We start from the raw sequence: 22,760 nt of genomic DNA, 5'->3' as shown, positions 1-22,760 counted from the left end.
ATCTTATTCTTCTTCAACTTTGTTATACACTTTAATTGTATCAGTGTCGCCATTTTGAGCGGCATTTTCAAGTTGTGCAGCGTAAATTCTGAATTGGTTAGAAGAACTTGTAGCACCAGAAACTGTATCTACTTCAGCTGGGCTTTGTTTGTCAACTAAAGATTTGTTTAATGCTGGAATGTATTCTTGTGGACCAGTACCAGATTTCGCTTTCATGTTCTTTTCATAGTCAGCATCGTCAGTTTTCTTTTGTCCATCTTCGTTTACATAGTTGTAATCAGAAGTTACGATTTTACCATCTTTAACTTCCATAGCGAAGACAGCGCGGTATCCGTGTGCATAGTTTTGTTCTTCAAGGTTATATTTACCATCTTGAAGTTCAGCACCGTTGTTGATAGAAATTGTTGTAGTATCAGCGCGTTGTGCAGCTTGAATTAATTGGTTAGCATAGTTGATGAATGTATCAGAAGAATGAGTTGCTCCTGTTACAATGTCTACACCAGATGCAGATTGCGATTTAACTAATGAATCGCTTAATTGTTTTAAGTATTCTTGAGGGCCTGTCCCCACTTTGTCTTTCATTGCTTTTTCATAGTCAGCGTCTTCAGATTTCAATTCGCCGTCTTTGTTTTTATAATCGTAGTTAGCTTTAGTGATTTTACCATCTTTAACTTCGATTGATGCGAAAGCTTTCCAGCCTTTATCATCATAATTTTTTTCTTCTAGTTTGTAAGTTCCATCAGTCATTGTACCATCAGTTTTAGCTTCAGTTTTTTTCGTTTCAGACTGTTTTGGTTCCTCACTAGATTTTTTGTCGGAACTGTTATCGTTCCCACAAGCTACTAATAACATACTGGACGCTGCAACTACTGTAAGGCCCATTGCCACTTTTTTCAATTTCATAATTTGCTCCCACCTTTTGGTTTAATTAAAATGTTTGTGATATCACGAGCAATATAAGATGCACTGCGAAAGCGATATCACGATACATACAAATAATAACATCTAGCACTTAGTTTGTCTAGATTTTTCAAAATTACTTAATTCCATAAATTTTCAAAAAATGACGTTAGACTTATGTTTTGATCCAACTTTGCAGATTTAATTGTATATAAAAAACAAAATAGACCTTTCGCCTACTTAAAACGAGGAGTTTTTAACCATAAAAATTGGCTTTTTTATAAGAAAGAACTATTTTTATTTTTTATGCACTTATTCCTATATATTGTGTAGACAATCCCCCCTGTTTTCTGTTACACTATGTTAGGTTATTACTATATTTTGGTTATTGAACTAATACTATTTTTGTGAAAAAATAAACAAGGAGTTGAGAAAGCATATGCCTGAAAAAAATATCGTTCTAATAGGGGCAGGGTATGCAGGTGTACATGCAGCTAAGAAATTAGCGAAGAAGTACAAAAAGGATAAAGATGTTAAAATCACGCTTATCGACCGTCATTCGTATCATACGATGATGACTGAATTACATGAGGTTGCAGGTGGACGTGTAGAGCCAACTGCTATTCAGTATGATTTGCGTCGTTTATTCAATCGCACGAAAGTAAATCTTGTTACTGATAACGTGACAAACGTTGACCATGACAAAAAAGTCGTTGTAACAGAACATGGTAGCTATCCGTTCGATTATCTAGTGTTAGGTATGGGCGGCGAACCAAACGACTTCGGTACTCCGGGTGTTGCTGAAAACGGCTTCACATTATGGTCTTGGGAAAATTCCGTTCGCTTGCGCACTCATATTGAAGAAACTGTAACAAAAGCGAGTCGCGAACAAGACGTTGAAAAACGTAAAGCTATGCTTCGTTTTGTTGTTTGTGGTTCTGGTTTCACCGGCATCGAAATGGGCGGCGAATTACTTGAATGGAAAGACCGTCTTGCAAAAGATAACAAAATCGATAAAGACGAAATTGAATTGATGGTTGTCGAAGCTGCTCCAACAATTTTGAATATGCTTGAACGCCGTGATGCTGATAAAGCTGAAAAATACATGGTGAAAAAAGGCATTAAAATTCTTAAAGAAGCTGCAATTGTTGAAGTTAAACCTGAGAGCATCGTTTTAAAATCAGGCGAAGAACTTCCGACACATACTTTAATTTGGACAGCGGGTGTTCGTGCTAACTCCGATACGAAGGATTACGGTATGGAAACAGCTCGTGCTGGACGACTTAAAGTTAACCAATACATGGAAGCTGAAAAATTCGAAAACACTTATGTTATCGGTGACCTTGCTTACTTCGAAGACGAAGAAGGAAAACCAACTCCTCAAATCGTTGAAGCAGCCGAACAAACAGGTATGACTGCTGCGAAAAGCATTATTGCTGAAATCAGCGGCGGACAAAAAGAAGCTTTCCACGGTAAATACCACGGTGTTATGGTTTCCATCGGTGCCAAATACGGCGTTGCTCACTTAGGTAGCATGCATTTATCTGGTTGGTTCGCTATCTTTATGAAACACATGGTAAACTTGTACTACTTCTTCGGGATTCGCAGCGGTTACTATATGTGGCAGTATATCGTCCATGAGTTCTTCCACATTCGCGATCATCGTAACATTTTCCGTGGCTGGACTTCACGTTACGGAAACGTACTTTGGAGCTTACCACTACGTATTTATCTTGGTTGGTTCTGGGTTGATGAAGCACTTGCAAAAATTTATGGTGAAAGCACATGGGACAAAGTTAGCCTTACAAACTTAAAACCATTATTCCAAGGTTTAGGTCCTGATTCTTGGTTGACTGCTGAAACATCGAAAATGCCATTCTCTTGGTTGCAAACTGCAGCAACATCAGGCGCGAGCCAAGCTGCTGGAGATGCAGCTGGTGAAGCGGCGCAAAACGTTACAACTCCAATCTTCAGCCACATGCCTGGTTGGTTTGAATGGATTATGAAAATTATCATGCCAAATCAAGACGTAGCGGTATTTATGCAAAAAGTAGTTCCTTTCGTGGAATTAGCTATTGGTCTTGCACTTGTTGTTGGTCTATTTACTTGGTTAGCAAGTATCGGAAGTATCGGTTTCCTAGCTATGTTCACATTAAGCGCTATGCTTGGTTGGGACAAATTCTGGGCGCTACCTGCTTCTATCGCCATGTTAAACGGTGCTGGACGCACATTTGGTTTAGACTACTGGGTTGTTCCTTGGTTCCAAAAACACCTAGGCCACTGGTGGTATGGTAAACCTCGCGCTATTTATCGCGATTCAGGCAAATAACGATACGATTTCGAGATAAGCGAGAGGCTCGTCCTTTCGCTTATCTTTTCTTTTCATTTAAGGTATATTTTTTATACGAAATCCTTTATAATAAGGTTAGAAAAAATGTTTAGAGGGGGCAAAGATGTGAAACCATATTTAAAAATGATTCGTCGCTTTGATGTTATTATCGTTATTACGCTTAGTCTGCTCTCTTTTCTGCCTCTAGCTATTTTTTCTTATGTGCAAGCAAATGCGCCAAATAACGGGGCGGATAAAACGCTTGTAGCGGTTATTACGGTAGACGGGAAAGAATATAAGCGCGTTGATTTGACGGGGCACTCTGGAACAGATACTTTTACGGTTACGCAAGAAGATGGCGACTACAATACTATTGAAGTTAAAGATGAAAAAATCAGGATTAGCAAGGCGAATTGTGGGGATCAAGTTTGTGTCCGCACAGGCGCGGTTGGGAAACTAGGCGAAACGATTGTTTGTTTGCCGCACAAGTTGGTCATTGAGGTTAAAGCGACTGACGGGACATCAAATGATGACGACATGATTATTTCTTCTTAATTTTTATAAAAAAGGATTGTGAATTTTGATGACTAAAAATAAACGCCTTGTTTATATAGCGCTTTTGGCGGCTCAAGCGGTTGTCATTAGCTTGCTAGAACGAGCGATTCCTTTTCCGTTTGCTTTTGCGCCTGGCGCTAAACTGGGGTTATCGAATATTATAACGTGTATTTCACTTTATACGTTATCGACGAAAGATGCTTTTATGATCGTCTGTATTCGTCTTGTGCTTTCGACGCTTTTAGGCGGGACAATTTCGACGTTTTTATATAGTGCGGCGGGGGCTTTGCTTAGTTTCGTGGGCATGTGGGCGGTTCAAAAGCTTGGTCCAAAGCGCGTCAGCATTATTGGCGTGAGTACGACTGGCGGGATTTTGCATAATGTTGGTCAACTTGTTGTGGCCAGTTGGATTGCTGGATCGTGGAATGTTATGCTTTATTTGCCGGTACTTTCGTTTATTGGGATTTTATCGGGGATTGCAATTGGGATTGCAGCAAACTATTTACTTCAGAATGTGCAAACATTGCGCACTTTTTTCGATGCTAAACAAGAACGCGCTTTAATAAATAAAAAAGGAGTTTCATGATGCAACTTCATTCCATGTGGGCTTCGTACCCAGATTTAGAAACTGATTTAAAAGATGTATTAACTACAATTGAAAAAAACATTCAAATTCGCGACAAGCGTGTTAACCAAAATGTAAAATCACTGATTCATGCGGGCGGTAAGTTGCTTCGTCCGGCATATGCACTTTTGATGGCAGAAATTGGGCCGAATTACGAACGCGAACGGGCGGTTTCGGTTGCGGCAGCACTTGAAGTTTTGCATATGGCTACGCTCATTCATGATGACGTGGTAGACGAGTCACCACTTAGACGCGGGGAGCCTACGATTCATTCGCGCTACGGGAACCATTACGCGGTTTATACAGGAGATTATTTATTTACGGTTTGCTTTAAAATTTTGTCGAAGCATTCGGATTCATTGCAAAACATTGAGTTTAGCAGTCGCAATATCGAGAAGATTTTGATGGGCGAGCTGGATCAAATGCGGATGCGCTATAATCTTGATGTGTCGGTGAAGGAGTATTTATCGCGGATTTCTGGGAAAACGGCGCAACTTTTTGCGCTTAGCTGCTATTCTGGTGCAACAGCGAGTAAGGCTCCACGAAAAATGGCGATAAAAGCTTGGAATATTGGGCACTATTTGGGGATGGCTTTCCAAATTATTGATGATGTTTTGGATTATACGAGTACTGACTCGGGGCTTGGGAAACCGGTTTTAAACGATGTTTTGCAAGGTGTTTATTCGCTTCCGCTTATTTATGCGATGCGCGGACAAAAAAATGAGTTTGAACCTTTGCTCTCTAAAAAAGAAGCGATGACTGATGACGATTTGAAGGCGCTTCTCGAATTAATCGAAAAACATGAGGGTGTTGAAAAAGCGTTTGATTTAGCGCAAAAATACACGAAAAAAGCGCAAAAAGAAATTTCGAAATTGCCAGACGGGGCCTATAAAACGACGCTTGAGCGTTTGACGAGCGAGATTTTAACGCGGAAAATTTAATTTTTTCTGCACACATGTGTTTGTGAATTATTTTTCAAAGGAGGAATTAGCATGAAACGTTTCAGTCTTCTTTTTATTTTACTTTTTACATGCGCCTACCTTTCTGCATGTTCATCTGGCGAAGCAACAGAAACGATTAAGCCGGTGAAAGATAAGACAGATATTTCCATTCGGGTCGCAACGGACGTTCATTATTTGGCGCCTGAATTAACCGATTTTGGCGAGGCTTTCAAAACGTATGTAACTTCTGGTGATGGCAAGGCGCTTCAAGTGAGCGATGAAATGACCGATGCCTTTTTGGCTGATGTGTCAAAAGACCAGGCGGATATTTTGATTTTGAGTGGCGACTTAACGAATAACGGGGAACGGAAAAGCCATGAGAACTTGGCAAAGAAGCTTGAAAAAGTTGAGAAATCTGGTACCGATGTTTACGTCATTCCAGGCAATCACGACATTAATAATCCGTGGGCACGGAGTTTCAAAGCGGATAAGCAGTACAAAACGGACAGCATCACACCCGAGGAATTCGCAAAAATTTACGAGAATTTCGGCCTAAAAGAGGCGGTTTTAAAGGATAAATTTTCTCTTAGTTATTTGGCGCCTGCTTCAAAAGATGTCTGGCTACTTATGCTTGATACGAACCATTATAAGAGCAATATGCAGCTTGGCTCACCGCAAACTGATGGCGGCTTAACGACGGGGACGCTTGAATGGATTAAAGAGTGTGCTGATTTAGCGAAGGCGAATAATGTAAAAATCGTTCCGGTGATGCACCACAATTTAATGAATCATAGCGAAATTCTGCAACAAGGTTATACGATTAATTATGCAGAGGACGTCCAAAATGCGTTCAAGAAAGCGAATTTCACATTTGCACTAAGCGGGCACATTCATACTCAAAACATCGCGACTGACGGCAAACTCACAGATATTACAACAAACGCGCTTTCTGTCTACCCACATAAGTACGGAAAAATCACTTATTCGGGAGAAAAGGCTCTTTTTAATTATCAAACGGGGAAAGTTAATTTAGAGGAATACGCCAAACAAAATAATCTGACGAGCGATAAATTCCTTTCTTTCAACCAAAAAGATTATGATCAGTTTTATTTAAATGGTTACGGAAAAGCGATGGAGGACCTCGCAACGAGCGACGATTTTGACAGCTATTCTGAGCAAGAAAAAGAGGCGATGGCCGATACGATGGCGCTAAACAATCTCTCTTATTTTGCTGGTGTTGCACCGCCAAAATCGGACGGGTTAAAACTATGGCAAAGCGCGCCAAATAGTTTCCTGAAGAAGTACGTTATCAGCACAAGTGGCGCACCGAAACGGTCGAATGATGAGTGGACTGGGAAATGATTAATCATTATGCCTCTTCGTCACAGGCCATTTTAGATGGTGACAGCTTCATCAGATGAATAAAAATCGAGCAGAAATTGCCTTTTCTGCTCGATTTTCTTATATTCAATTGGTTATTTCCGTCTTAGCAGAAGCCCGCCAGTTCCGAGCATTAATAATCCGGATAGGCTTATGAGAAGGCCTGCGCTATCTCCTGTATGTGGCAGCGAAATGGTGGTTTGGTTTTCGATGCGCACAATTAATTTTTGCCCAACGTAAACGTTTTCGCTCGGCAAATTGTTCCACATCATTAGTTGTTTTGGCGTCGTTTTAAAGGAAGTTGCGATACTTTTTAGCGTGTCGCCTTTTTTTACTTCATAGTAGTAAATCTTTTCACCGTTTTTCTCCACAGTAGTAGTTGGTGGTTCGGTTGTGGCTTCTTCCATGTTAGGTGTTGGTGTTACTTCTGGCTTTGGTTCTGGGGTAGACGTTGGTGGCGGTGTTGCTTCGCCCCCGCCTTTCCCGCCGTTACTATAATCATTCACGGTTGAGTTTCGGGAGTAAATTTTAATGTTATCGCCGTATAACGTTGCATTGTTTTTATAACTTGTCTGGCCGCCGTTCACCTTCGTTTGATACGTGATGACAACCGATTGCTTGCTGAGCGACCCGACATCAATGCGGAAAGCTCGGTTTTGCACGTTTACTGTCTGCGTATATGTTGCCACTACTTTTTTATTTTCATCGCGATAACGTACTTGTACAGGGTTGATTAGCTCATGTCCCGGGCCAATCGTATCGATTACATAGCCGTTCTCAATGTCAAGCAGCGCATTATTAACTGTCACCGTCCAATTGATTCGGTCCGGCTGCTTCGTGTCGATGCGTCCTTGCTTGTAAATGACAGAAGTCCCCTCACTACTGCCACCACTTGTTGTATCTTTGACTAAAACGGATTTCACGACAGCCTCGTTTTGAACTGGGAAGGTCAGCTGATTCTCGCTACCCAATTGGATTTTTTCAACATTGAATTTCGCCCAAAAAAACATACTTCCTTGAATATTTTGATGCGTTTCAACAAAATTAGTAAACGTTAGTGTTAGCATTCCCGTTGTAGAGTTCGTCTCCGCTAGCGCAACCACATTCCCCTCTGAATCCTTCAATTGAAACGGCGCATAACTTACCATAGTCAGCTGTTCCGGCAGCGCGATCGTCATTTGATCCCCCGTATGCACTTGCTGGTTCACCTTAAAGTCATACACCACTTTCACCTTATCCGTTTTGCGGAATTCTGAGCTTTCTTTGCCTGAAACATTTTCTAAGCTCACATTTGTAAAAAATTGCGACCCATAATCTACCGCCGCTTGCGCACGAAATGGTAGAACAATTCCTATAAGTAAAATAAGAATCGCAACATAAAAAAGCTTTTTCATCTAAAGTCCTCCTTTATTCAGTGATTGCGCCACCTCCTATTAGTTCCCAAAGTAGGACACAACAAAACCTGTTCAGTATTGAACAGGTTTTGTTTGTAGAAAACGTATACTAGACTTATGACAACGGGTTTAATTTAATTACTCGAACTATTTGCTGCAGCAGCGCTAGCCGCCGCGGCTGCGGCCGCTGCACTTGCTTGCTCAATGGCAATTAAGACGTGCACACTGACCATTAAATTTTCAATTTGCGCTTGGTTCATTTTTCCAGTCACTTCTTCAGTATACAGACTAAGCGCAAGTGCCGTATAAAATGTTTTTCCGAAAAACTTTAATCCCGAAACTTGGCTAAGCTCTGAAACGAGTTCGAAAAAGTGCGCATCCAGTTTGGCCCCGTCATTTACATACGCTAAAATTCCAATGGTATTATAGTATAGTTCCTTCACTTTAATCCCTTTTTTGTCCAGCTCATTTAAAAGCGTTCTGACACGCGTCACAAATATGCGATCCTTTTTACCATAAAGTAGGGCTGCTGTTGCCGCAAGCGCCTGCAAGCCATTGTTTTTATGGAAATCCAAGTCCGCAAACTCTTGGAAATAAAACTCTACAATGTCAGCAATTTCTTGCGCCGAGAGCGAGGTATCAAGCGATGCTAGCATCACACTTGCCGTTGCATCTTCTGGTCCGGTTAAAAAAGGATGAAATTTTTTGAGGCATGTATAAATTTCCTTCGCCCGTTTTGCTGTCGCTACACTATCCGCATTCTCCTGTTTCAAAAGTAAATATGCCGCAAAATAGGTGAACTCTGACCTGCCAAATTTCACCTCAACCAGTTCGCGGTAATGCTGAATGAGGCGCAACACATCCGACCTATCATCGGTTCCATCGGCTACTAAAAGCCCCGCTAGCGACGCCCGAACATTTCCATTCAGGGCGGTAAAAAAGCCTAATTCAGATTTTATCGCGCGGTCCGCGGCAAAAAATCGTTCTGCATCGACTAACTCATTTTTCCCCGTAAAAAGTCTTGCGATTAAAAAACGAATTCGTTTATCTACAAAGTTTACTTTACTTTTCCGAATCCGTTCATAGTTTTCGGAAAGCAGTTGTGTTAATTCATCTACATAACTTAATTCATTTGCCAATTCGCTACACTCCTTTATCTTGCATCCATAATAAGTATACCAATTTTAGACGTAAAAAAACCAGCGGAACTATTGTCCCGCTGGTTTTAAGTTATTGTTAATTATTTTTGAATGCTGGAAACAACGCCAGCTCCTACAGTACGTCCACCTTCACGGATAGAGAATTTAGTACCGTCTTCAATCGCGATTGGCGCGATTAGTTCAACAGTTAATTCTACGTTATCGCCAGGCATAACCATTTCAGTACCTTCTGGTAAAGTAACGATACCAGTTACGTCAGTTGTACGGAAATAGAATTGTGGACGGTAGTTATTGAAGAATGGAGTATGACGTCCACCTTCTTCTTTAGATAAAACATAAGTTTCAGCTTTGAAGTTCGTGTGTGGAGTAATCGAACCTGGTTTAGCTAATACTTGACCACGTTGGATATCTTCACGCGCAACACCACGAAGCAATGCACCAATGTTATCGCCAGCTTCTGCATAATCAAGAAGCTTACGGAACATTTCTACACCTGTAACAGTTGTTTTGGAAGTTTCAGTTTCGATACCGATGATTTCGATTTCATCACCAACACGAACTTCACCACGCTCAACACGTCCAGTTGCAACTGTACCACGACCAGTGATAGAGAATACATCCTCAACTGGCATCATGAATGGTTTAGCTTTATCACGTTCTGGAGTTGGGATATAAGAATCTACTGCATCCATTAATTCGTAGATTTTTTCTTCCCAAGCTGCGTCACCTTCAAGAGCTTTAAGAGCAGAACCTTTAATTACAGGAATATCGTCACCAGGGAATTCGTATTCAGATAATAGATCACGAACTTCCATTTCAACTAATTCTAATAATTCTTCATCATCAACCATGTCGCATTTGTTTAAGAATACAACGATGTAAGGAACACCTACTTGACGAGAAAGTAAGATGTGCTCACGAGTTTGTGGCATTGGGCCATCAGCAGCAGATACTACTAAGATCCCACCGTCCATTTGTGCAGCACCAGTGATCATGTTTTTAACATAGTCAGCATGTCCTGGGCAGTCAACGTGTGCATAGTGACGGTTTTCAGTTTCGTACTCTACGTGTGCTGTAGAGATTGTGATTCCACGTTCGCGTTCTTCTGGAGCACCATCAATTTGGTCATATGCAGAAGCTTGTGCAAAACCTTTTTTAGATAAAACAGTAGTGATAGCTGCTGTTAAAGTAGTTTTACCATGATCGACGTGTCCAATTGTACCAACGTTAACATGGGGTTTAGAGCGGTCAAATTTTTCTTTTGCCATTTTATAAAATCCTCCTCAATGTTTGAAAAAATGATATTTAAGTCACTAAATGAAATTCATTTAGTAGATACTTCTAACTAATGTTATACAAGAAATCGAGCAAAAATGCAATTCATTGCGTTAAATCAGAAGAGATTAATCTTCGTCTTTATTTCCACCGTTTTTCTTGATAATGTCTTCTGCAATAGATTTAGGAACTTCTTCATAGTGGTCAAATTGCATTGTGTAAGTACCGCGACCTTGAGTTGCAGAACGTAAGTCAGTTGCATAACCGAACATTTCAGCAAGTGGAACGAAAGCACGAACAACTTGAGCGTTTCCGCGAGCTTCCATACCATCTACACGTCCACGACGGCTTGTGATGTTACCCATGATATCACCAAGATATTCTTCTGGGATAACAACTTCAACAGACATGATTGGTTCTAAAATAACTGGATCACATTTTTTAGCAGCATTACGAAGCGCCATGCTTGCAGCTACTTTAAATGCCATTTCGTTGGAGTCAACGTCATGGTAAGATCCATCATATAGTTTTGCTTTGATATCAATTAACGGATAGCCTGCAAGTACACCATTATCTAGTGCGCCTTCAAGACCTGCTTGGACAGCTGGAATGTATTCACGTGGAACAACCCCACCGACAATTGCATTTTCAAATTCAAAACCTTTACCTTCTTCGTTAGGAGCGAATTCAATCCAAACGTGACCATATTGACCACGACCACCAGATTGACGAACGAATTTACCTTCGACTTGTGCTGATGTGCGGAATGTTTCACGGTAAGATACTTGAGGCGCACCTACGTTAGCCTCAACCTTGAATTCACGTTTCATACGGTCAACAAGGATATCTAAGTGAAGCTCACCCATACCGGAGATGATAGTTTGTCCAGTTTCCGTATTTGTTTCAGTACGGAAAGTTGGATCTTCCTCTGCTAATTTAGCAAGAGCTTGACCCATTTTATCTTGGTCAGCTTTTGATTTAGGCTCAATCGCAACCGAGATAACTGGTTCTGGGAATTCCATAGATTCTAAGATAATTTGGTTCTTTTCATCACATAGAGTGTCCCCAGTTGTAGTATCTTTAAGACCTACAGCTGCAGCGATGTCACCAGAGTAAACGATATCGATTTCCTCACGGTGATTGGCGTGCATTTGTAGGATACGACCTACACGTTCACGTTTACCTTTAGTTGAGTTTTGTACGTAAGAACCAGAGTTCAAAGTACCAGAGTAAACGCGGAAGAAAGTTAAACGACCTACATAAGGGTCAGTCATAACTTTAAATGCTAGAGAAGAGAATGGTTCCTCATCACTTGCATGACGTTCAGATTCTTCACCATCAGGTAAAACACCTTTGATAGAAGGAACGTCAGTTGGTGCTGGAAGGTAATCGATAACAGCATCAAGCATTGGTTGAACACCTTTGTTTTTAAATGCTGTACCACATACTACTGGATAAAACTCAACTGCAAGTGTTCCTTTACGGATCGCTGCTTTAAGCTCATCTTTCGTAATTTCTTCACCTTCAAGATATTTCATCATAAGTTCTTCATCAAGTTCAGCAACTGCCTCGATTAGTTTACCATGATATTCTTCAGCAAGATCTTTCATATCTTCAGGAATTTCTTTAATATGAGGATCGTTACCTAAATCGTCTTCATAAAATAGTGCATTCATTTCAATTAAATCAATGATACCAGTGAAAGTATCTTCAGCACCGATTGGTAATTGAATTGGATGTGCATTTGCATCAAGACGATCATGTAAAGTGCCTACAGAATATAAGAAATCTGCACCAATTTTATCCATTTTGTTGACGAATACTACACGAGGAACCCCGTAAGTAGTAGCTTGACGCCAAACAGTTTCTGTTTGTGGTTCTACACCAGATTGTGCATCTAGAACCGCAACAGCGCCATCAAGTACACGAAGTGAACGTTCAACTTCAACTGTGAAGTCTACGTGTCCCGGTGTATCGATGATATTTACGCGGTAACCATTCCATTGTGCTGTTGTCGCAGCAGAAGTGATAGTGATACCACGTTCTTGCTCTTGCTCCATCCAGTCCATTTGGGAGGCACCTTCATGCGTTTCACCAATTTTGTGAATACGCCCTGTATAGAAAAGAATACGCTCAGTAGTAGTAGTTTTACCCGCATCAATGTGCGCCATAATACCAATATTACGAGTCTTTTCTAAGGAGAACTCTCTTGCCATGTTTTCTTTCTCCTTCCATAAAACGTTTTTTAGGCGATTAGCCTTTTCGAGTTTAATTTATGCTGATAAAACTTAATATTACCAACGATAATGAGCGAATGCTCTGTTTGCATCTGCCATTTTATGAGTATCTTCACGTTTCTTAACAGAAGAACCCGTATTATTAGCAGCATCCATGATTTCGCGCGCAAGACGAAGTTCCATCGTTCTTTCACCACGAAGACGTGCATAGTTTACTAACCAACGAAGACCAAGAGTAGTACGACGATCTGGACGCACTTCGATTGGAACTTGATAGTTTGCACCACCGACACGACGAGCTTTTACTTCAAGAACTGGCATGATGTTTTTAATCGCTTGATCAAAAACTTCCATCGGATCATTACCAGTTTCTTCTTTAATGATGTCAAAAGCAGCGTATAAAATTGCTTGGGATTTTCCACGTTTACCATCAACCATCATTTTATTAATTAAGCGAGTTACCAATTTCGAATTATAAATAGGATCTGGCAACACGTCACGTTTAGCAACAGGACCTTTACGAGGCATTGGATATCCTCCTTTCATAAGGATAGAATTTTAAAAAATTATTTACTTGCTTTAGGTTTTTTCGTTCCGTATTTAGAACGACTTTGTCCTCTATTTTCAACACCAGCAGTGTCAAGAGCACCACGCACGATATGATAACGTACCCCTGGTAAATCTTTTACACGTCCACCACGAATAAGAACAACACTGTGCTCTTGTAAGTTGTGTCCGATACCTGGGATATAAGCCGTTACTTCGATACCGTTACTTAAGCGCACACGAGCATATTTACGAAGCGCGGAGTTAGGTTTCTTTGGAGTCATTGTACCAACACGAGTACAAACACCACGTTTTTGCGGTGAATTCACGTTAGTAAGTTCACGCTTGAAAGTGTTAAGCCCTTTGTTAAGTGCTGGAGAGTCAGATTTCTTAGATTTAGATTGACGCGGTTTGCGAACTAATTGGTTAATAGTAGGCATTGGATAGGTTCCTCCTTTCTCGGTTTAGTAGTTCCACACATCCAGGTGGTTCATTTTTTCGAAAAAATAAAACTGCTGTAGATGCGTACTACAACATTCATTATTTCAAGACCTCTATAGGTGAGGCACCTTGAATATAGTAACACTTGACGGGTTTCATGTCAAGTGCTTTACGTGAGTTCCTTCTGTATCTTGCCAAAGAAATTGAAAGAAAGTAAAATAGGCTTAGACATAACATACATTGGAGGCTCAAGATGGCTTTAACACAAAAAAGAAAAGAACTTTGGACCATGTTTTTTTCTATTATTTCTTTATTTATACCATTTGGACTAATCATTGCAATCCCTACATTAATAATTAGCAGAAACGCAGTGCGGACTAATCCAAACACTATTAATAAGAGTACAAAAATCATTTCCATTATAAGTATTGTATTATCAACTGTCATCATTGTACTAATGTTAATTGGTGCCATAACTTTTTTTCTATCAAAAGGTAAAATTAATTGACCAATATCTAAGTTATAGTAATCACTATGCGCAAAGCCGAAACTATAAAATATAGATAGGCTACACCCGCTGCAGCCCTGTACACTAGATTTCAAGTTAACAGCAATAAAACACGCACTGACCAGCCATTGGAGAGTGCGTGTTTTTAATTACAAAAAACTTACTATTCAACTAATCTTAGCATATCCGTTATACTTACCACCACCTGAGGTTCCTTCTACATGTACTGTTATAGTCCCTAACTCAACCCCGTACTCCTTATGAACTAAACTATATTTAAAACGTGATGTCGTTTTTGCTCGATTGTTTGCAATCCAAGCATTTTTTTCGATACGGCTTGTTTTAACAGTTGGGTTATAATTCTTATCCACGTAGCCCGAGGAAGATACTATAGATTTAACCGTCCCTCCACTAGTTGTATACTTAACTGAAACCACATATTTAGTCATAGTAATGCCGAAAAATTTCATCGAATAGCTATGTGTAGCATTACGAGTTTTAGTTACTCCAGCTTTTAATAAAGGTTTTGTTGACTCAAACACATCTTCTGATTCAATAATTACATCCTCATTAGCATCATCTTCGATTGCAGCTTGCATTGCCTCTGGATCACTGAAATAATATGCTAGCTTTTCTTGTTCTTCTTCACTTAAGTTAGCAAGTTCTTCTTTGAGTTCATTGATATCATTTCGAATAGTTTCACTATTGGCATTTTCCACCCCATTTTCTTCTGCTGTTTCTACAGAGTAGTTATCTAAATAACTATCCAAATCACTAAGGATATCCCCCGTCTCCTCTACCCAATTGCAGATGCCCTTACTTGTGTCCCTGTTACTTGCATCAAAGCTAGAGCAATAATTGTCGTTAAAATAGCTTTTTTAATAAATCTTTTCATCTTAATCCCTCTTTTCTAATGATGTTATGACTGTTTACAAGTCTTGTTCATCTAAACACAAATGATAAAAAAAGTCTCTTTAGATATCCACTTGTATTTATTCAAAAGAGGGGGTTGCGCGTGTTTCTATTTAAAGCTGAATCGCTTTTAAGGCTTTGATGCTAGTTGCTAAGCTTTCGAACATGTCTAGCTTGCTACGATCTTGTTCGATGCAGTAAAACTCAACGCCGTTTTGTTCGCCCCATTCGATGATGCTTTTAAAATCGACAGCGCCAGAACCGATTTCCGTTAAGTTATGATCCATATCGGTTATTTCAAAACCCGGGATATAATCTTTCATGTGAACAATTGGGGCGCGCCCGGAGTAGCGTTTGATATATTCGACCGGGTCCACATCAGACGCCGAAATCCAATATGTGTCTGGTTCTGCGTAGATTGAAACGCCCGCTTCGGGGTCGGTAATGAAATCCATCATCATTCGGCCATCAATTTCCGATTTAAAATCGTATTCGGGGTTGTGGAGGCCGACTCGGAATCCTAGCGGCGCCAGTTTATACGCCACGTCTAGCAAAGCCCGCTTTGTTTTCCTGTACCCTACTTCATTTTGGTCTTCTTCTTCGATGTATTTATCATAAATTATTTTACAATCGAATAGGCAAGCTTCGTAAATAATGCCGTCCAAATCGTCGAAGAAACGATCGTGTTTAATGTGCATGCCAACAACATTTAAGTCGTACTTTTTCAGCAATCTCGCAACTTCAAGTGGCGGGTTATTACGCATGCCGTCAAGCTGAACATGTTTGATGCCGAGTTCGCTCACACGGCGCAGTGTTCCTTCCAAATCTGCTTCCATTTCTTTCCGAACGGAGTAAAGTTGAATGGCAATCTTGTCGTGGAAGCTCATCGGTTGTCCCTCCTTAGGTCAAGCCAGTCGACCTCCAGTTGCGTTAAGTGAATATCAGCGGCTTCGATGGAAGAATTCAGCTCGCTCGTCGTTTCTGGGCCGATAACTGCGGCTGTTGGGAATGATTGATGCAAAACGTAGGCGAGTGAAATTTGAATTGGTGTCACGCCTTTTTCTTGTGCCAGTTTTTCCGCTCGGCTGTAACGTTCCCAGTTCTTTTCGCTGTAATACACTTCGACCATTTCGGTGTCTTCCAAATTATCTCTCGTGAACCTACCTGAAAAGAAGCCACCTGCCTGACTTGACCAAGAAAAGAGCGGCAAATCAGTTTGCTCGTGCCATTTTATCATCGTGTCGTCTGCCGAAACGCAGTCTTCCCAGCGCGGACGATTGACTTTTGGCAAGCTTAAATTGGGGCTGTTAAAGCTAAGTGGGGTCAAACCGTGCGTTTGCGCATATTCGTTCGCCTCAATGATTCGCGCTAGCTCCCAATTGGAAACGCCAATCGCATAGACGCGGCCATCTTCTACTTCTTTGTGGAGCGCCTCCATGAGCGGCCCAACTGGGACAGTTTCATCATCGCGGTGAAGCGCAAAAAGTTCCACATGGTCGGTTCGAAGCATCTCTAAACTCGTTGAAATGTCCTCATGAATGGCAGCTGGTGTCACCCGAGGCACGTCTAGCGCGCCACGCACTGGGTGGCAGCCTTTCGTTTGGATAATGACTCGGTCGCGGTTTTTGCGTTCTTCCATCCAGATGCCAATGGCGTTTTCACTATGACGGTAATGTCTTGCGGTATCAAAAATGTTGCCACCGCATTCGAAGTAGCGGTCTAAAATTTGCGCCGCCACGTCCATGTTGTCTGCTCGCAAGAAGTCGCCTGCGCCCATGACAAGGTTTGCACATGGGATTAAAATGTTTCTTCCATCTTTTTTTCCGTTTACTCGAATTTGTTTCAATTTTATCGCCACCTGTTTCTTTTTTGATTAAAATTAGTTTGCAAGTCTAAACGCGTGCGCCCGCTTCCTGATCTACGAAAAACTGAGTACTTGTTGCGTTTTTAAGTAAAGTAGCTGGAATATTTGCGGTTGGTTCGCTATTCATTGTTAATTCGACGATTTCCACTTTTTTACTGCCGGTTGCGGCTACAATAATCTCTTTCGCCTGTTTAATTTGCTTCATGCCGAGTGAAATTCCATTTGTAAGCGGCAAATCTTGATCAAAATACTTGCTCATCACTTTTTTCGTGACGTCATCAAGTTCGACCACGTGGGCGTTCACATCGACTGGCACGCCTGGTTCATTGAAGCCAATATGGCCGTTCATGCCGATTCCAAGCAAAATGAAATCAATGCCACCTCTTTCGTCAATAAAATGATCGATTCGTTTGCATTCGACCGCCAAATTTTTCGCTTTTCCGTCAAAAAAGCAAACATGGTCAGGATTTATATTTTCCAATTGGTCATAAAAATAATCATAGAGCGTCTGGCGGCAACTACCTTTTGTTTCACGGCCGAGCCCAACCCACTCATCTAAGCCGACAAAATACGCCTTGCTGAAATCAATTTGGCCGTTTTTATTGCGGCGCACAAGTTCCGCCATCGTTTTGAGCGGCGTGTCGCCTCCCGCGATACAAATAAGCGCATCTGGCTTTTCTTGTAAGAGGGACTCAATTTGGTTGCTGATAGCGATTGCTACCGCCTTGTCGTCATCAAATTTTTTTAACATCTTTTTTCCTCCTAAAAATCAAGGTCTAACGCTTCGTGTGCAGCTTGCCGTTCTGAAACGACCGACTCCTGCTTGACGAGGCTTCTTTCATACATTTTGAAGAACGGATAGTACATCAAGGTCGCCGCGGCCAGTACGAAAACGATTAAAATGATGGCGCGCCAGTCCATCGTCGCTAAATATTGTGCGAGTGGAATCGGCGTTCCGCCTACGTTTGCAATTGGAGGGCGAACCCAACCTAAGTGGAAGACAAACCACTGTCCTACCGCAATAATCGGCGTTCCGAGAACAAACGGAATGAATAAGTATGGGTTGTAACAGATTGGCAACCCGAACACGACTGGCTCAGAAATTGTAAAGACGGCTGGCACAACGGAAGCTTTCCCGACGGCTTTTAGTTCTTTCGAGCGACTAAATAGCGCGAGTAACACGAGCGCACCGGTAATCCCAGAACCGGAGAAGCCCATGAAATAGTCCCAAAAATTGGGGGCAAAAACATGCGGAATTGGTTCGCCTGCAGCATAAGCCGCCGCATTCGCGCCCAAGTATTGTGTCATAAATGGCATAACGAAGCCGACTAAAATGGCATATCCGTTTAAGCCGATGAACCAAAATAGCATTTCGAAGAAGCAAATTAAAAAGACTGCGTACGGCGTGTCGATGCTATTAATTGCTGGCGCAAGCATAGTTGTAAATGCTTCTGGAATAATTTGTCCTTTTGTAACCGTTTGCATTAAAATGCTAATGACTACGGATAAAAAGAGGATAACAACGAGCGGCACGATGGCTTCAAACGTTTGAGCAATCCCGTCTGGTAAGCCTTTAATTCGAATCGTGACTTTCTTTTTAATAAAAAAGTGAATCGTTTCAACGGCAAGAAGCGAACCAAAAATTGCGATGAACAAGCCGCGTGAGTCTAAATATTCCGTGCTTAGTTTTCCATCAATAAACTTCGTGTTTAAAACTATGGTCGTCATTACAGCGCCTAGAATGCTATGTAAAATAGGCACTTTTAATTGTTTGGCGTGATTATATGAAATCGTAACGGCCGCATAAAGTGATAGCAAACCGAATGTGAATTGGAAAGGTAAATTTAACATTTCGGCATTATCAACGAAGAACGTTTTAATGGCAGTGCCTTCTGGAAACATATTTCCGATAGCGGAGATAATCAGTGAAAATGAGCCAATGATAAGGACTGAAATAAGGGCAATCATACCATTTTTGATGGACTGGATATGTCGTTGTTTTTCAATTTTGGCAGCAATTGGTTCAAAATACTTTTCCATGAATGCAATAAAGCGCTCCATGATTGATGTCTTATTCGTACTCATGACTTTTCCTCCTAAATTTTAATGGCTTGTTTTAAGAATGATGGCGTCTTTTAAAATATTCGCGCCATTTACTGTGCCATAATCTTTCGTGTCAATGACTTGAATGGGTTTCCCCGCTGCATCCGCAATTTCTTTCAACATTTTAAATTGATGTTTAATTTGCGGACCTACCATGACAACATCAAAGTCTTCAATATATTCGCGTAGCTCGCCAGCAGGATGCGCTTCAATGCGAATGTCTGTATTTTTCAGCTTCTCGCTTCCCGCTGCAATTTCTTTCATTTTTGTGACCATCACACCTGTTGAAGCTCCTAAGTTACAAACTAATAAAACGTGTAGTCTATCAAAATTCATCTTGTGTCGCCTCCTGATTTCCTTTTAATTCGATATACATATCAATCATTTCACGGATTAGCGTAGAAGCTAAAATCGTGTTCATTAGAGTGTCTTGTGCATGTACAAGCAAGACGGAAAATTCCGTTTTATCCCCGCGGATTTCTTCTACCATCAATTCTGTTTGCACTTTATGTGCTTCATTCATCAATCGTTCAGCTCCCGCTAACTTTTCTTCCATTTCACTTTTTTTGCCAGCTTTTGCACATTGTAATGCTTCAACAAGCTGCGAAAAGGAATCTCCAGCAAGTGAAATTAATGAAAATGCGATTTCTTCTGTTTTCATAAAACTACCTTCTCTCATTCATAAATTGCAGATTTCACATAACTATAAATATCTTTGTGGCTTTTGGCTGAAAGAATTCGGCTAACTTGTTCTTCGTTTAGCACTACTTTCATCAGCTGCTCGACTAAACGTCTTGCTTCCTTCGATTCAAAGGCAAGCGTAAAAATCAAACGAACGGGCTCGCCGTAGCGATCAAAAAAGGAAATTCCCTCTTCTAAAACGGTCACTGCCATGCTGTCTTTTAAAACGCCGTCTTTTGGACTCGCATGCGCTAAAACAATTCCGGGAGCAATGACCATATACGGACCGAACGCCTTTAAATGCTGGATGATTTTCTCCGTATAACGTTTTTCAATACAACCTTTTTGGAATAAAACTTCTGTTCCGAGCCTGATGGCTTGTTGCCACGTATTCACATGCTTTTTAGTGACGATAAGCTGCTCTTTGAACTCGATTTCAGGTAGTTCAACATGTTCTTTTTTAGGCTGTTTAGTTAATACGTCTAACAAATCCAGTTCTAGCTTGCTAAGATTGATAATTTGCGTGTTTTCACTAATGATATTCATGATTTCGCTAAACTTATCAATCGCTTGTTTTCTGTTTGTTACGAGTTTCATTTGGAAATGCTCTTGCAACAGTTGCATATCTTCTTTTTGCAAATAACTATGGATGCGAATCATTTTTTTCGATGTGATATCGGGAATTTTAACGGTTGTAATGACATAATCGAACTGCTCCAACATTTTTTGGTTGAATTTTCGAAGGGAGGTTGTCGAAATAGCCGAAAACTCAAACAGCTGATTTAGCTGAACTTGAAGCATATTCGATACAGCCATCCCTTCTGCACAAACAATTAATAACGTTGGACGATTTCGTTCTACAGCAAGGCTTCGTTCAAGTTCAGAAGCAAAATAAATGGCTAAAAACGAAACTTCTTGCGCGCTTGTAGAAAACTCAAATTCATCTTCTAGTTCTTCGCAAATCCGCTTAGTTGCTAGAAAAATTTCTTTGTTGTCGCGCATAAAATCTGAAAAAATTGGATTTTCTACGCTAATGCCACCACGAATTCGTCTAATCATTAAACTAATATGCGACGTAATTTGGTTAAAAAACGCCTGATTGTCTGTCAAAAAATCGGTATGGTAAAGCTCACCCATTTTGATGCAAAGGCGCTTGGCAAATCCAATGACATGCTCAACCTGGCCGGCATCTTTAAACTGCTTCACCGTGTTAATAACCGTTTCCAGCCCTTTATCATACACACTCCCGTTATTTTCCCACGTATCATAACGAAAATCCTTAGATACTCCGCGCATTTTAAGAAGCATGACCAAAATGGTAAGGTAGAGCTGGTCATCCACAGTCCTTCTTAAATTTTGCGTAATCGCATCCACTTCCGACACCGTTTCTTCCAAAAGAGAAAGATCAAAAAGATTATAAAAAAAGAGCTCTCCTTTTTTGGATAAACTTTGTTCTGATTCGAGAAACTGATAAAATTCGCGCATATTCATGAATTTAAGCAGCTTTCTAGCAAAAAGTGTACACTTCAAAACAACATCACCAGCAATTTGATATCCGATGCGCGTTTTGTGCACAAGCGCCATGTCATTTAGAAACACATCGCCGTCAATCGCGCGCAAATGATTGAGCACCGTTGACCTAGAAATAAATAGGATGTCCTGAAAATATTGCACAGAAACGGGCTTTTCCTCTAAAAGTAGTTTGAGTAATAAAAATTGTTCCATTTCTTCAGCATCATATTTATATTTTTCTGGTGTCATTTGCTGCTTGAATTTTTTAAAACTTCCGCTAATTTTGTTGCGATTTTCAATCATTACGCCTTTTTTAGGGTGCCTGCTCAGCTTTTCCCCATTTAGTTCCACCAAAAAGGCATCAATTTTTTCCAAACTATAGCGAATATTGCGTTCAGAAGTTTTAAAAACTAATGCAAGTTCCTTCACTTTCTCATAATCATCACGAGTCAACAGTAAATCGAGTATATCTATGCAACGTCTATCTAATTTCAACTTTATCCCCCACCAACTCTTTAAATTTAGCTTACACGCAAATAAAAACGCTTTCAATTGCGCATATAACTTCTTTTGTCACGAAGTCTGAACAAGAAGTTTTACTTTTATTTTAGCTAGAAAACCGCAGCATATGAATAGGTCTTCCGTCTTTCAATGTATAATTACATAGCGAATTGTATCCCCAAAAAAGAATATCTGTTACAATTAAAATAACGTTTGACTAAAGGAAAGCGAGGAATTTCAAATGACAAAACACCGTATTTTCACAACGAGTTTTGCGAGCGTTTATCCGCTCTATGTGACGAAAATTGAACGCAAAGATCGCACAAAAGAAGAATTAGACACAACAATTTGCTGGTTAACAGGGTACGACCAGGCGGCTTTAGATAAACAAATTGCGGAGCAGGTTGACTTTGAAACTTTTTTTGAAAAAGCACCCGAAATGAATCCAAAGGTGGCGCTCATTAAAGGAAGCATTTGCGGCGTTCGCGTGGAGGAAATCGAAGACCCTTTGATGCAAAAAATTCGCTATTTGGATAAACTGGTGGACGAGCTTGCGAAGGGGAGGAGCATGGAGAAGGTTTTGAGGGAGAATGTGTAAATAAATCAAAAACCGCAAATACACTATTCAAGTTGAGCCGACCCCAAAAGTTAGATTTTTGGTCTAGCTTTTGGGGATTTTTAGCCATTATTAGCTGAGCGTTTAAACGGGGAGAAGGGAAAACATACTTTTATGGATTATTCTGTTTAAAGTGTTTCAAGGAAGTACCTGAATAGTTTAAACAAGTATAAAAAGATGGAACATTTATAGCGAGGGATTCATTCTCAAATCTGCTTGTTTTTTCTGTCTGCTTTAGTATAATTATTCTAAACTTCATTAGTTGAGTAGTTGTTCTAAT

22 protein-coding genes are annotated in these 22,760 nt (G+C 40.5%); 7 read left to right on the top strand and 15 right to left on the bottom strand.

What is annotated here, in order from left to right; all coding sequences use genetic code 11:
• Window positions 1–3 precede the first annotated feature (3 nt).
• Entirely contained in the window at window positions 4–903 is a 900-nt protein-coding gene (gene pplA / locus CFS60_RS09030; protein WP_088810702.1) for an extracellular electron transfer flavoprotein PplA, read from the bottom strand.
• Between the two features lie 436 nt (window positions 904–1,339).
• Here pplA and CFS60_RS09025 point away from each other — a divergent pair, with 436 nt between their 5' ends.
• From CFS60_RS09025 to CFS60_RS09005, 5 genes are all read left to right on the top strand, one after another.
• The gene (locus tag CFS60_RS09025; protein ID WP_088839112.1) at window positions 1,340–3,229 is read left to right on the top strand and encodes an FAD-dependent oxidoreductase; all 1,890 of its coding nucleotides are present in this window, start codon (window positions 1,340–1,342) and stop codon (window positions 3,227–3,229) included.
• Window positions 3,230–3,355: 126 nt separating this feature from the next.
• Window positions 3,356–3,784: a NusG domain II-containing protein gene (locus CFS60_RS09020; RefSeq protein WP_088810700.1), complete on the top strand. Its 429-nt coding sequence runs from the start codon at window positions 3,356–3,358 to the stop codon at window positions 3,782–3,784.
• A gap of 28 nt (window positions 3,785–3,812) precedes the next feature.
• The gene (eetB, locus tag CFS60_RS09015) at window positions 3,813–4,370 is read left to right on the top strand and encodes a flavinylation system FAD exporter subunit EetB (protein ID WP_088810699.1); all 558 of its coding nucleotides are present in this window, start codon (window positions 3,813–3,815) and stop codon (window positions 4,368–4,370) included.
• Window positions 4,370–5,350: a polyprenyl synthetase family protein gene (locus CFS60_RS09010; protein ID WP_088839111.1), complete on the top strand. Its 981-nt coding sequence runs from the start codon at window positions 4,370–4,372 to the stop codon at window positions 5,348–5,350. Before eetB ends, CFS60_RS09010 begins: the two co-directional genes overlap by 1 nt.
• Window positions 5,351–5,401: 51 nt before the next feature.
• Window positions 5,402–6,712: a metallophosphoesterase gene (locus CFS60_RS09005; RefSeq protein ID WP_088839110.1), complete on the top strand. Its 1,311-nt coding sequence runs from the start codon at window positions 5,402–5,404 to the stop codon at window positions 6,710–6,712.
• Window positions 6,713–6,825: 113 nt separating this feature from the next.
• Here CFS60_RS09005 and CFS60_RS09000 read toward each other — a convergent pair whose 3' ends face one another.
• The 6 genes from CFS60_RS09000 to rpsL form a co-directional block, all read right to left on the bottom strand.
• Window positions 6,826–8,124, bottom strand: a complete 1,299-nt coding sequence (locus CFS60_RS09000) for a LysM peptidoglycan-binding domain-containing protein (protein WP_088839109.1) — start codon at window positions 8,122–8,124, stop codon at window positions 6,826–6,828.
• Between the two features lie 134 nt (window positions 8,125–8,258).
• Window positions 8,259–9,263 (bottom strand): DUF4003 family protein, encoded by a 1,005-nt coding sequence (locus CFS60_RS08995; protein WP_088810695.1) that lies wholly within the window; start codon window positions 9,261–9,263, stop codon window positions 8,259–8,261.
• Between the two features lie 101 nt (window positions 9,264–9,364).
• On the bottom strand, window positions 9,365–10,552 hold the full coding sequence (gene tuf / locus CFS60_RS08990; protein WP_088810694.1) for an elongation factor Tu: 1,188 nt from the start codon (window positions 10,550–10,552) through the stop codon (window positions 9,365–9,367).
• Between the two features lie 135 nt (window positions 10,553–10,687).
• Window positions 10,688–12,775 (bottom strand): elongation factor G, encoded by a 2,088-nt coding sequence (gene fusA / locus CFS60_RS08985; RefSeq protein WP_088810693.1) that lies wholly within the window; start codon window positions 12,773–12,775, stop codon window positions 10,688–10,690.
• Between the two features lie 78 nt (window positions 12,776–12,853).
• Window positions 12,854–13,324 (bottom strand): 30S ribosomal protein S7, encoded by a 471-nt coding sequence (gene rpsG / locus CFS60_RS08980; protein WP_088810692.1) that lies wholly within the window; start codon window positions 13,322–13,324, stop codon window positions 12,854–12,856.
• 38 nt (window positions 13,325–13,362) lie between these two features.
• Complete coding sequence (rpsL, locus tag CFS60_RS08975; RefSeq protein WP_007474870.1) at window positions 13,363–13,782, bottom strand: 30S ribosomal protein S12; 420 nt, start codon at window positions 13,780–13,782, stop codon at window positions 13,363–13,365.
• Between the two features lie 254 nt (window positions 13,783–14,036).
• Here rpsL and CFS60_RS08970 point away from each other — a divergent pair, with 254 nt between their 5' ends.
• Window positions 14,037–14,291: a hypothetical protein gene (locus tag CFS60_RS08970; RefSeq protein WP_088816182.1), complete on the top strand. Its 255-nt coding sequence runs from the start codon at window positions 14,037–14,039 to the stop codon at window positions 14,289–14,291.
• 167 nt (window positions 14,292–14,458) lie between these two features.
• On the opposite strand, the gene CFS60_RS08965 is transcribed toward CFS60_RS08970, so the two are convergent.
• From CFS60_RS08965 to CFS60_RS08930, 8 genes are all read right to left on the bottom strand, one after another.
• Window positions 14,459–15,061: a hypothetical protein gene (locus CFS60_RS08965; RefSeq protein WP_088816181.1), complete on the bottom strand. Its 603-nt coding sequence runs from the start codon at window positions 15,059–15,061 to the stop codon at window positions 14,459–14,461.
• A 255-nt stretch (window positions 15,062–15,316) separates the two neighbouring features.
• Window positions 15,317–16,090, bottom strand: a complete 774-nt coding sequence (locus tag CFS60_RS08960) for a sugar phosphate isomerase/epimerase (protein ID WP_088816180.1) — start codon at window positions 16,088–16,090, stop codon at window positions 15,317–15,319.
• Window positions 16,087–17,049 carry an aldo/keto reductase gene (locus CFS60_RS08955; RefSeq protein ID WP_088816179.1) on the bottom strand — a complete coding sequence of 321 codons (963 nt, stop codon included), beginning with the start codon at window positions 17,047–17,049 and terminating at the stop codon, window positions 16,087–16,089. The genes CFS60_RS08960 and CFS60_RS08955 overlap by 4 nt, the downstream gene beginning before the upstream one ends.
• A gap of 46 nt (window positions 17,050–17,095) precedes the next feature.
• Window positions 17,096–17,818: a glucosamine-6-phosphate deaminase gene (locus tag CFS60_RS08950; RefSeq protein ID WP_088839108.1), complete on the bottom strand. Its 723-nt coding sequence runs from the start codon at window positions 17,816–17,818 to the stop codon at window positions 17,096–17,098.
• A gap of 11 nt (window positions 17,819–17,829) precedes the next feature.
• Window positions 17,830–19,152: a PTS sugar transporter subunit IIC gene (locus CFS60_RS08945; protein ID WP_088810686.1), complete on the bottom strand. Its 1,323-nt coding sequence runs from the start codon at window positions 19,150–19,152 to the stop codon at window positions 17,830–17,832.
• Window positions 19,153–19,170: 18 nt separating this feature from the next.
• Window positions 19,171–19,506 carry a PTS sugar transporter subunit IIB gene (locus CFS60_RS08940; RefSeq protein WP_088810685.1) on the bottom strand — a complete coding sequence of 112 codons (336 nt, stop codon included), beginning with the start codon at window positions 19,504–19,506 and terminating at the stop codon, window positions 19,171–19,173.
• A complete protein-coding gene (locus CFS60_RS08935; protein ID WP_088810684.1) occupies window positions 19,496–19,831 on the bottom strand; it encodes a PTS lactose/cellobiose transporter subunit IIA in 336 nt (111 codons plus the stop codon). Before CFS60_RS08935 ends, CFS60_RS08940 begins: the two co-directional genes overlap by 11 nt.
• A 14-nt stretch (window positions 19,832–19,845) precedes the next feature.
• Window positions 19,846–21,858 (bottom strand): BglG family transcription antiterminator, encoded by a 2,013-nt coding sequence (locus tag CFS60_RS08930; protein ID WP_088816177.1) that lies wholly within the window; start codon window positions 21,856–21,858, stop codon window positions 19,846–19,848.
• 247 nt (window positions 21,859–22,105) lie between these two features.
• Between CFS60_RS08930 and CFS60_RS08925 the strand changes: the two genes are divergently transcribed.
• Window positions 22,106–22,462, top strand: coding sequence for a DUF2200 domain-containing protein (locus CFS60_RS08925; RefSeq protein WP_088810682.1), 357 nt, complete (start codon window positions 22,106–22,108; stop codon window positions 22,460–22,462).
• Window positions 22,463–22,760: the final 298 nt, after the last annotated feature.

Source organism: Listeria sp. ILCC792 (assembly GCF_900186135.1).
Lineage (GTDB): Bacteria > Bacillota > Bacilli > Lactobacillales > Listeriaceae > Listeria > Listeria goaensis.
The sequence above is the reverse complement of the archived record's forward strand: the minus strand, read 5'-3'. Positions and strand labels throughout refer to the sequence as shown.

Coding starts and splice junctions, on each gene's coding strand:
- eetB (WP_088810699.1), top strand. CDS start 3,813: ATGACTAAAAATAAACGCCTTGTTTATATAGCGCTTTTGGCGGCTCAA.
- CFS60_RS08950 (WP_088839108.1), bottom strand. CDS start 17,818: ATGTTAAAAAAATTTGATGACGACAAGGCGGTAGCAATCGCTATCAGC.
- CFS60_RS09000 (WP_088839109.1), bottom strand. CDS start 8,124: ATGAAAAAGCTTTTTTATGTTGCGATTCTTATTTTACTTATAGGAATT.
- pplA (WP_088810702.1), bottom strand. CDS start 903: ATGAAATTGAAAAAAGTGGCAATGGGCCTTACAGTAGTTGCAGCGTCC.
- fusA (WP_088810693.1), bottom strand. CDS start 12,775: ATGGCAAGAGAGTTCTCCTTAGAAAAGACTCGTAATATTGGTATTATG.
- CFS60_RS08960 (WP_088816180.1), bottom strand. CDS start 16,090: ATGAGCTTCCACGACAAGATTGCCATTCAACTTTACTCCGTTCGGAAA.
- CFS60_RS08935 (WP_088810684.1), bottom strand. CDS start 19,831: ATGAAAACAGAAGAAATCGCATTTTCATTAATTTCACTTGCTGGAGAT.
- CFS60_RS08940 (WP_088810685.1), bottom strand. CDS start 19,506: ATGAATTTTGATAGACTACACGTTTTATTAGTTTGTAACTTAGGAGCT.
- CFS60_RS08925 (WP_088810682.1), top strand. CDS start 22,106: ATGACAAAACACCGTATTTTCACAACGAGTTTTGCGAGCGTTTATCCG.
- tuf (WP_088810694.1), bottom strand. CDS start 10,552: ATGGCAAAAGAAAAATTTGACCGCTCTAAACCCCATGTTAACGTTGGT.
- CFS60_RS09010 (WP_088839111.1), top strand. CDS start 4,370: ATGCAACTTCATTCCATGTGGGCTTCGTACCCAGATTTAGAAACTGAT.
- CFS60_RS08970 (WP_088816182.1), top strand. CDS start 14,037: ATGGCTTTAACACAAAAAAGAAAAGAACTTTGGACCATGTTTTTTTCT.
- CFS60_RS09005 (WP_088839110.1), top strand. CDS start 5,402: ATGAAACGTTTCAGTCTTCTTTTTATTTTACTTTTTACATGCGCCTAC.
- CFS60_RS09025 (WP_088839112.1), top strand. CDS start 1,340: ATGCCTGAAAAAAATATCGTTCTAATAGGGGCAGGGTATGCAGGTGTA.
- CFS60_RS08945 (WP_088810686.1), bottom strand. CDS start 19,152: ATGAGTACGAATAAGACATCAATCATGGAGCGCTTTATTGCATTCATG.
- rpsG (WP_088810692.1), bottom strand. CDS start 13,324: ATGCCTCGTAAAGGTCCTGTTGCTAAACGTGACGTGTTGCCAGATCCT.
- rpsL (WP_007474870.1), bottom strand. CDS start 13,782: ATGCCTACTATTAACCAATTAGTTCGCAAACCGCGTCAATCTAAATCT.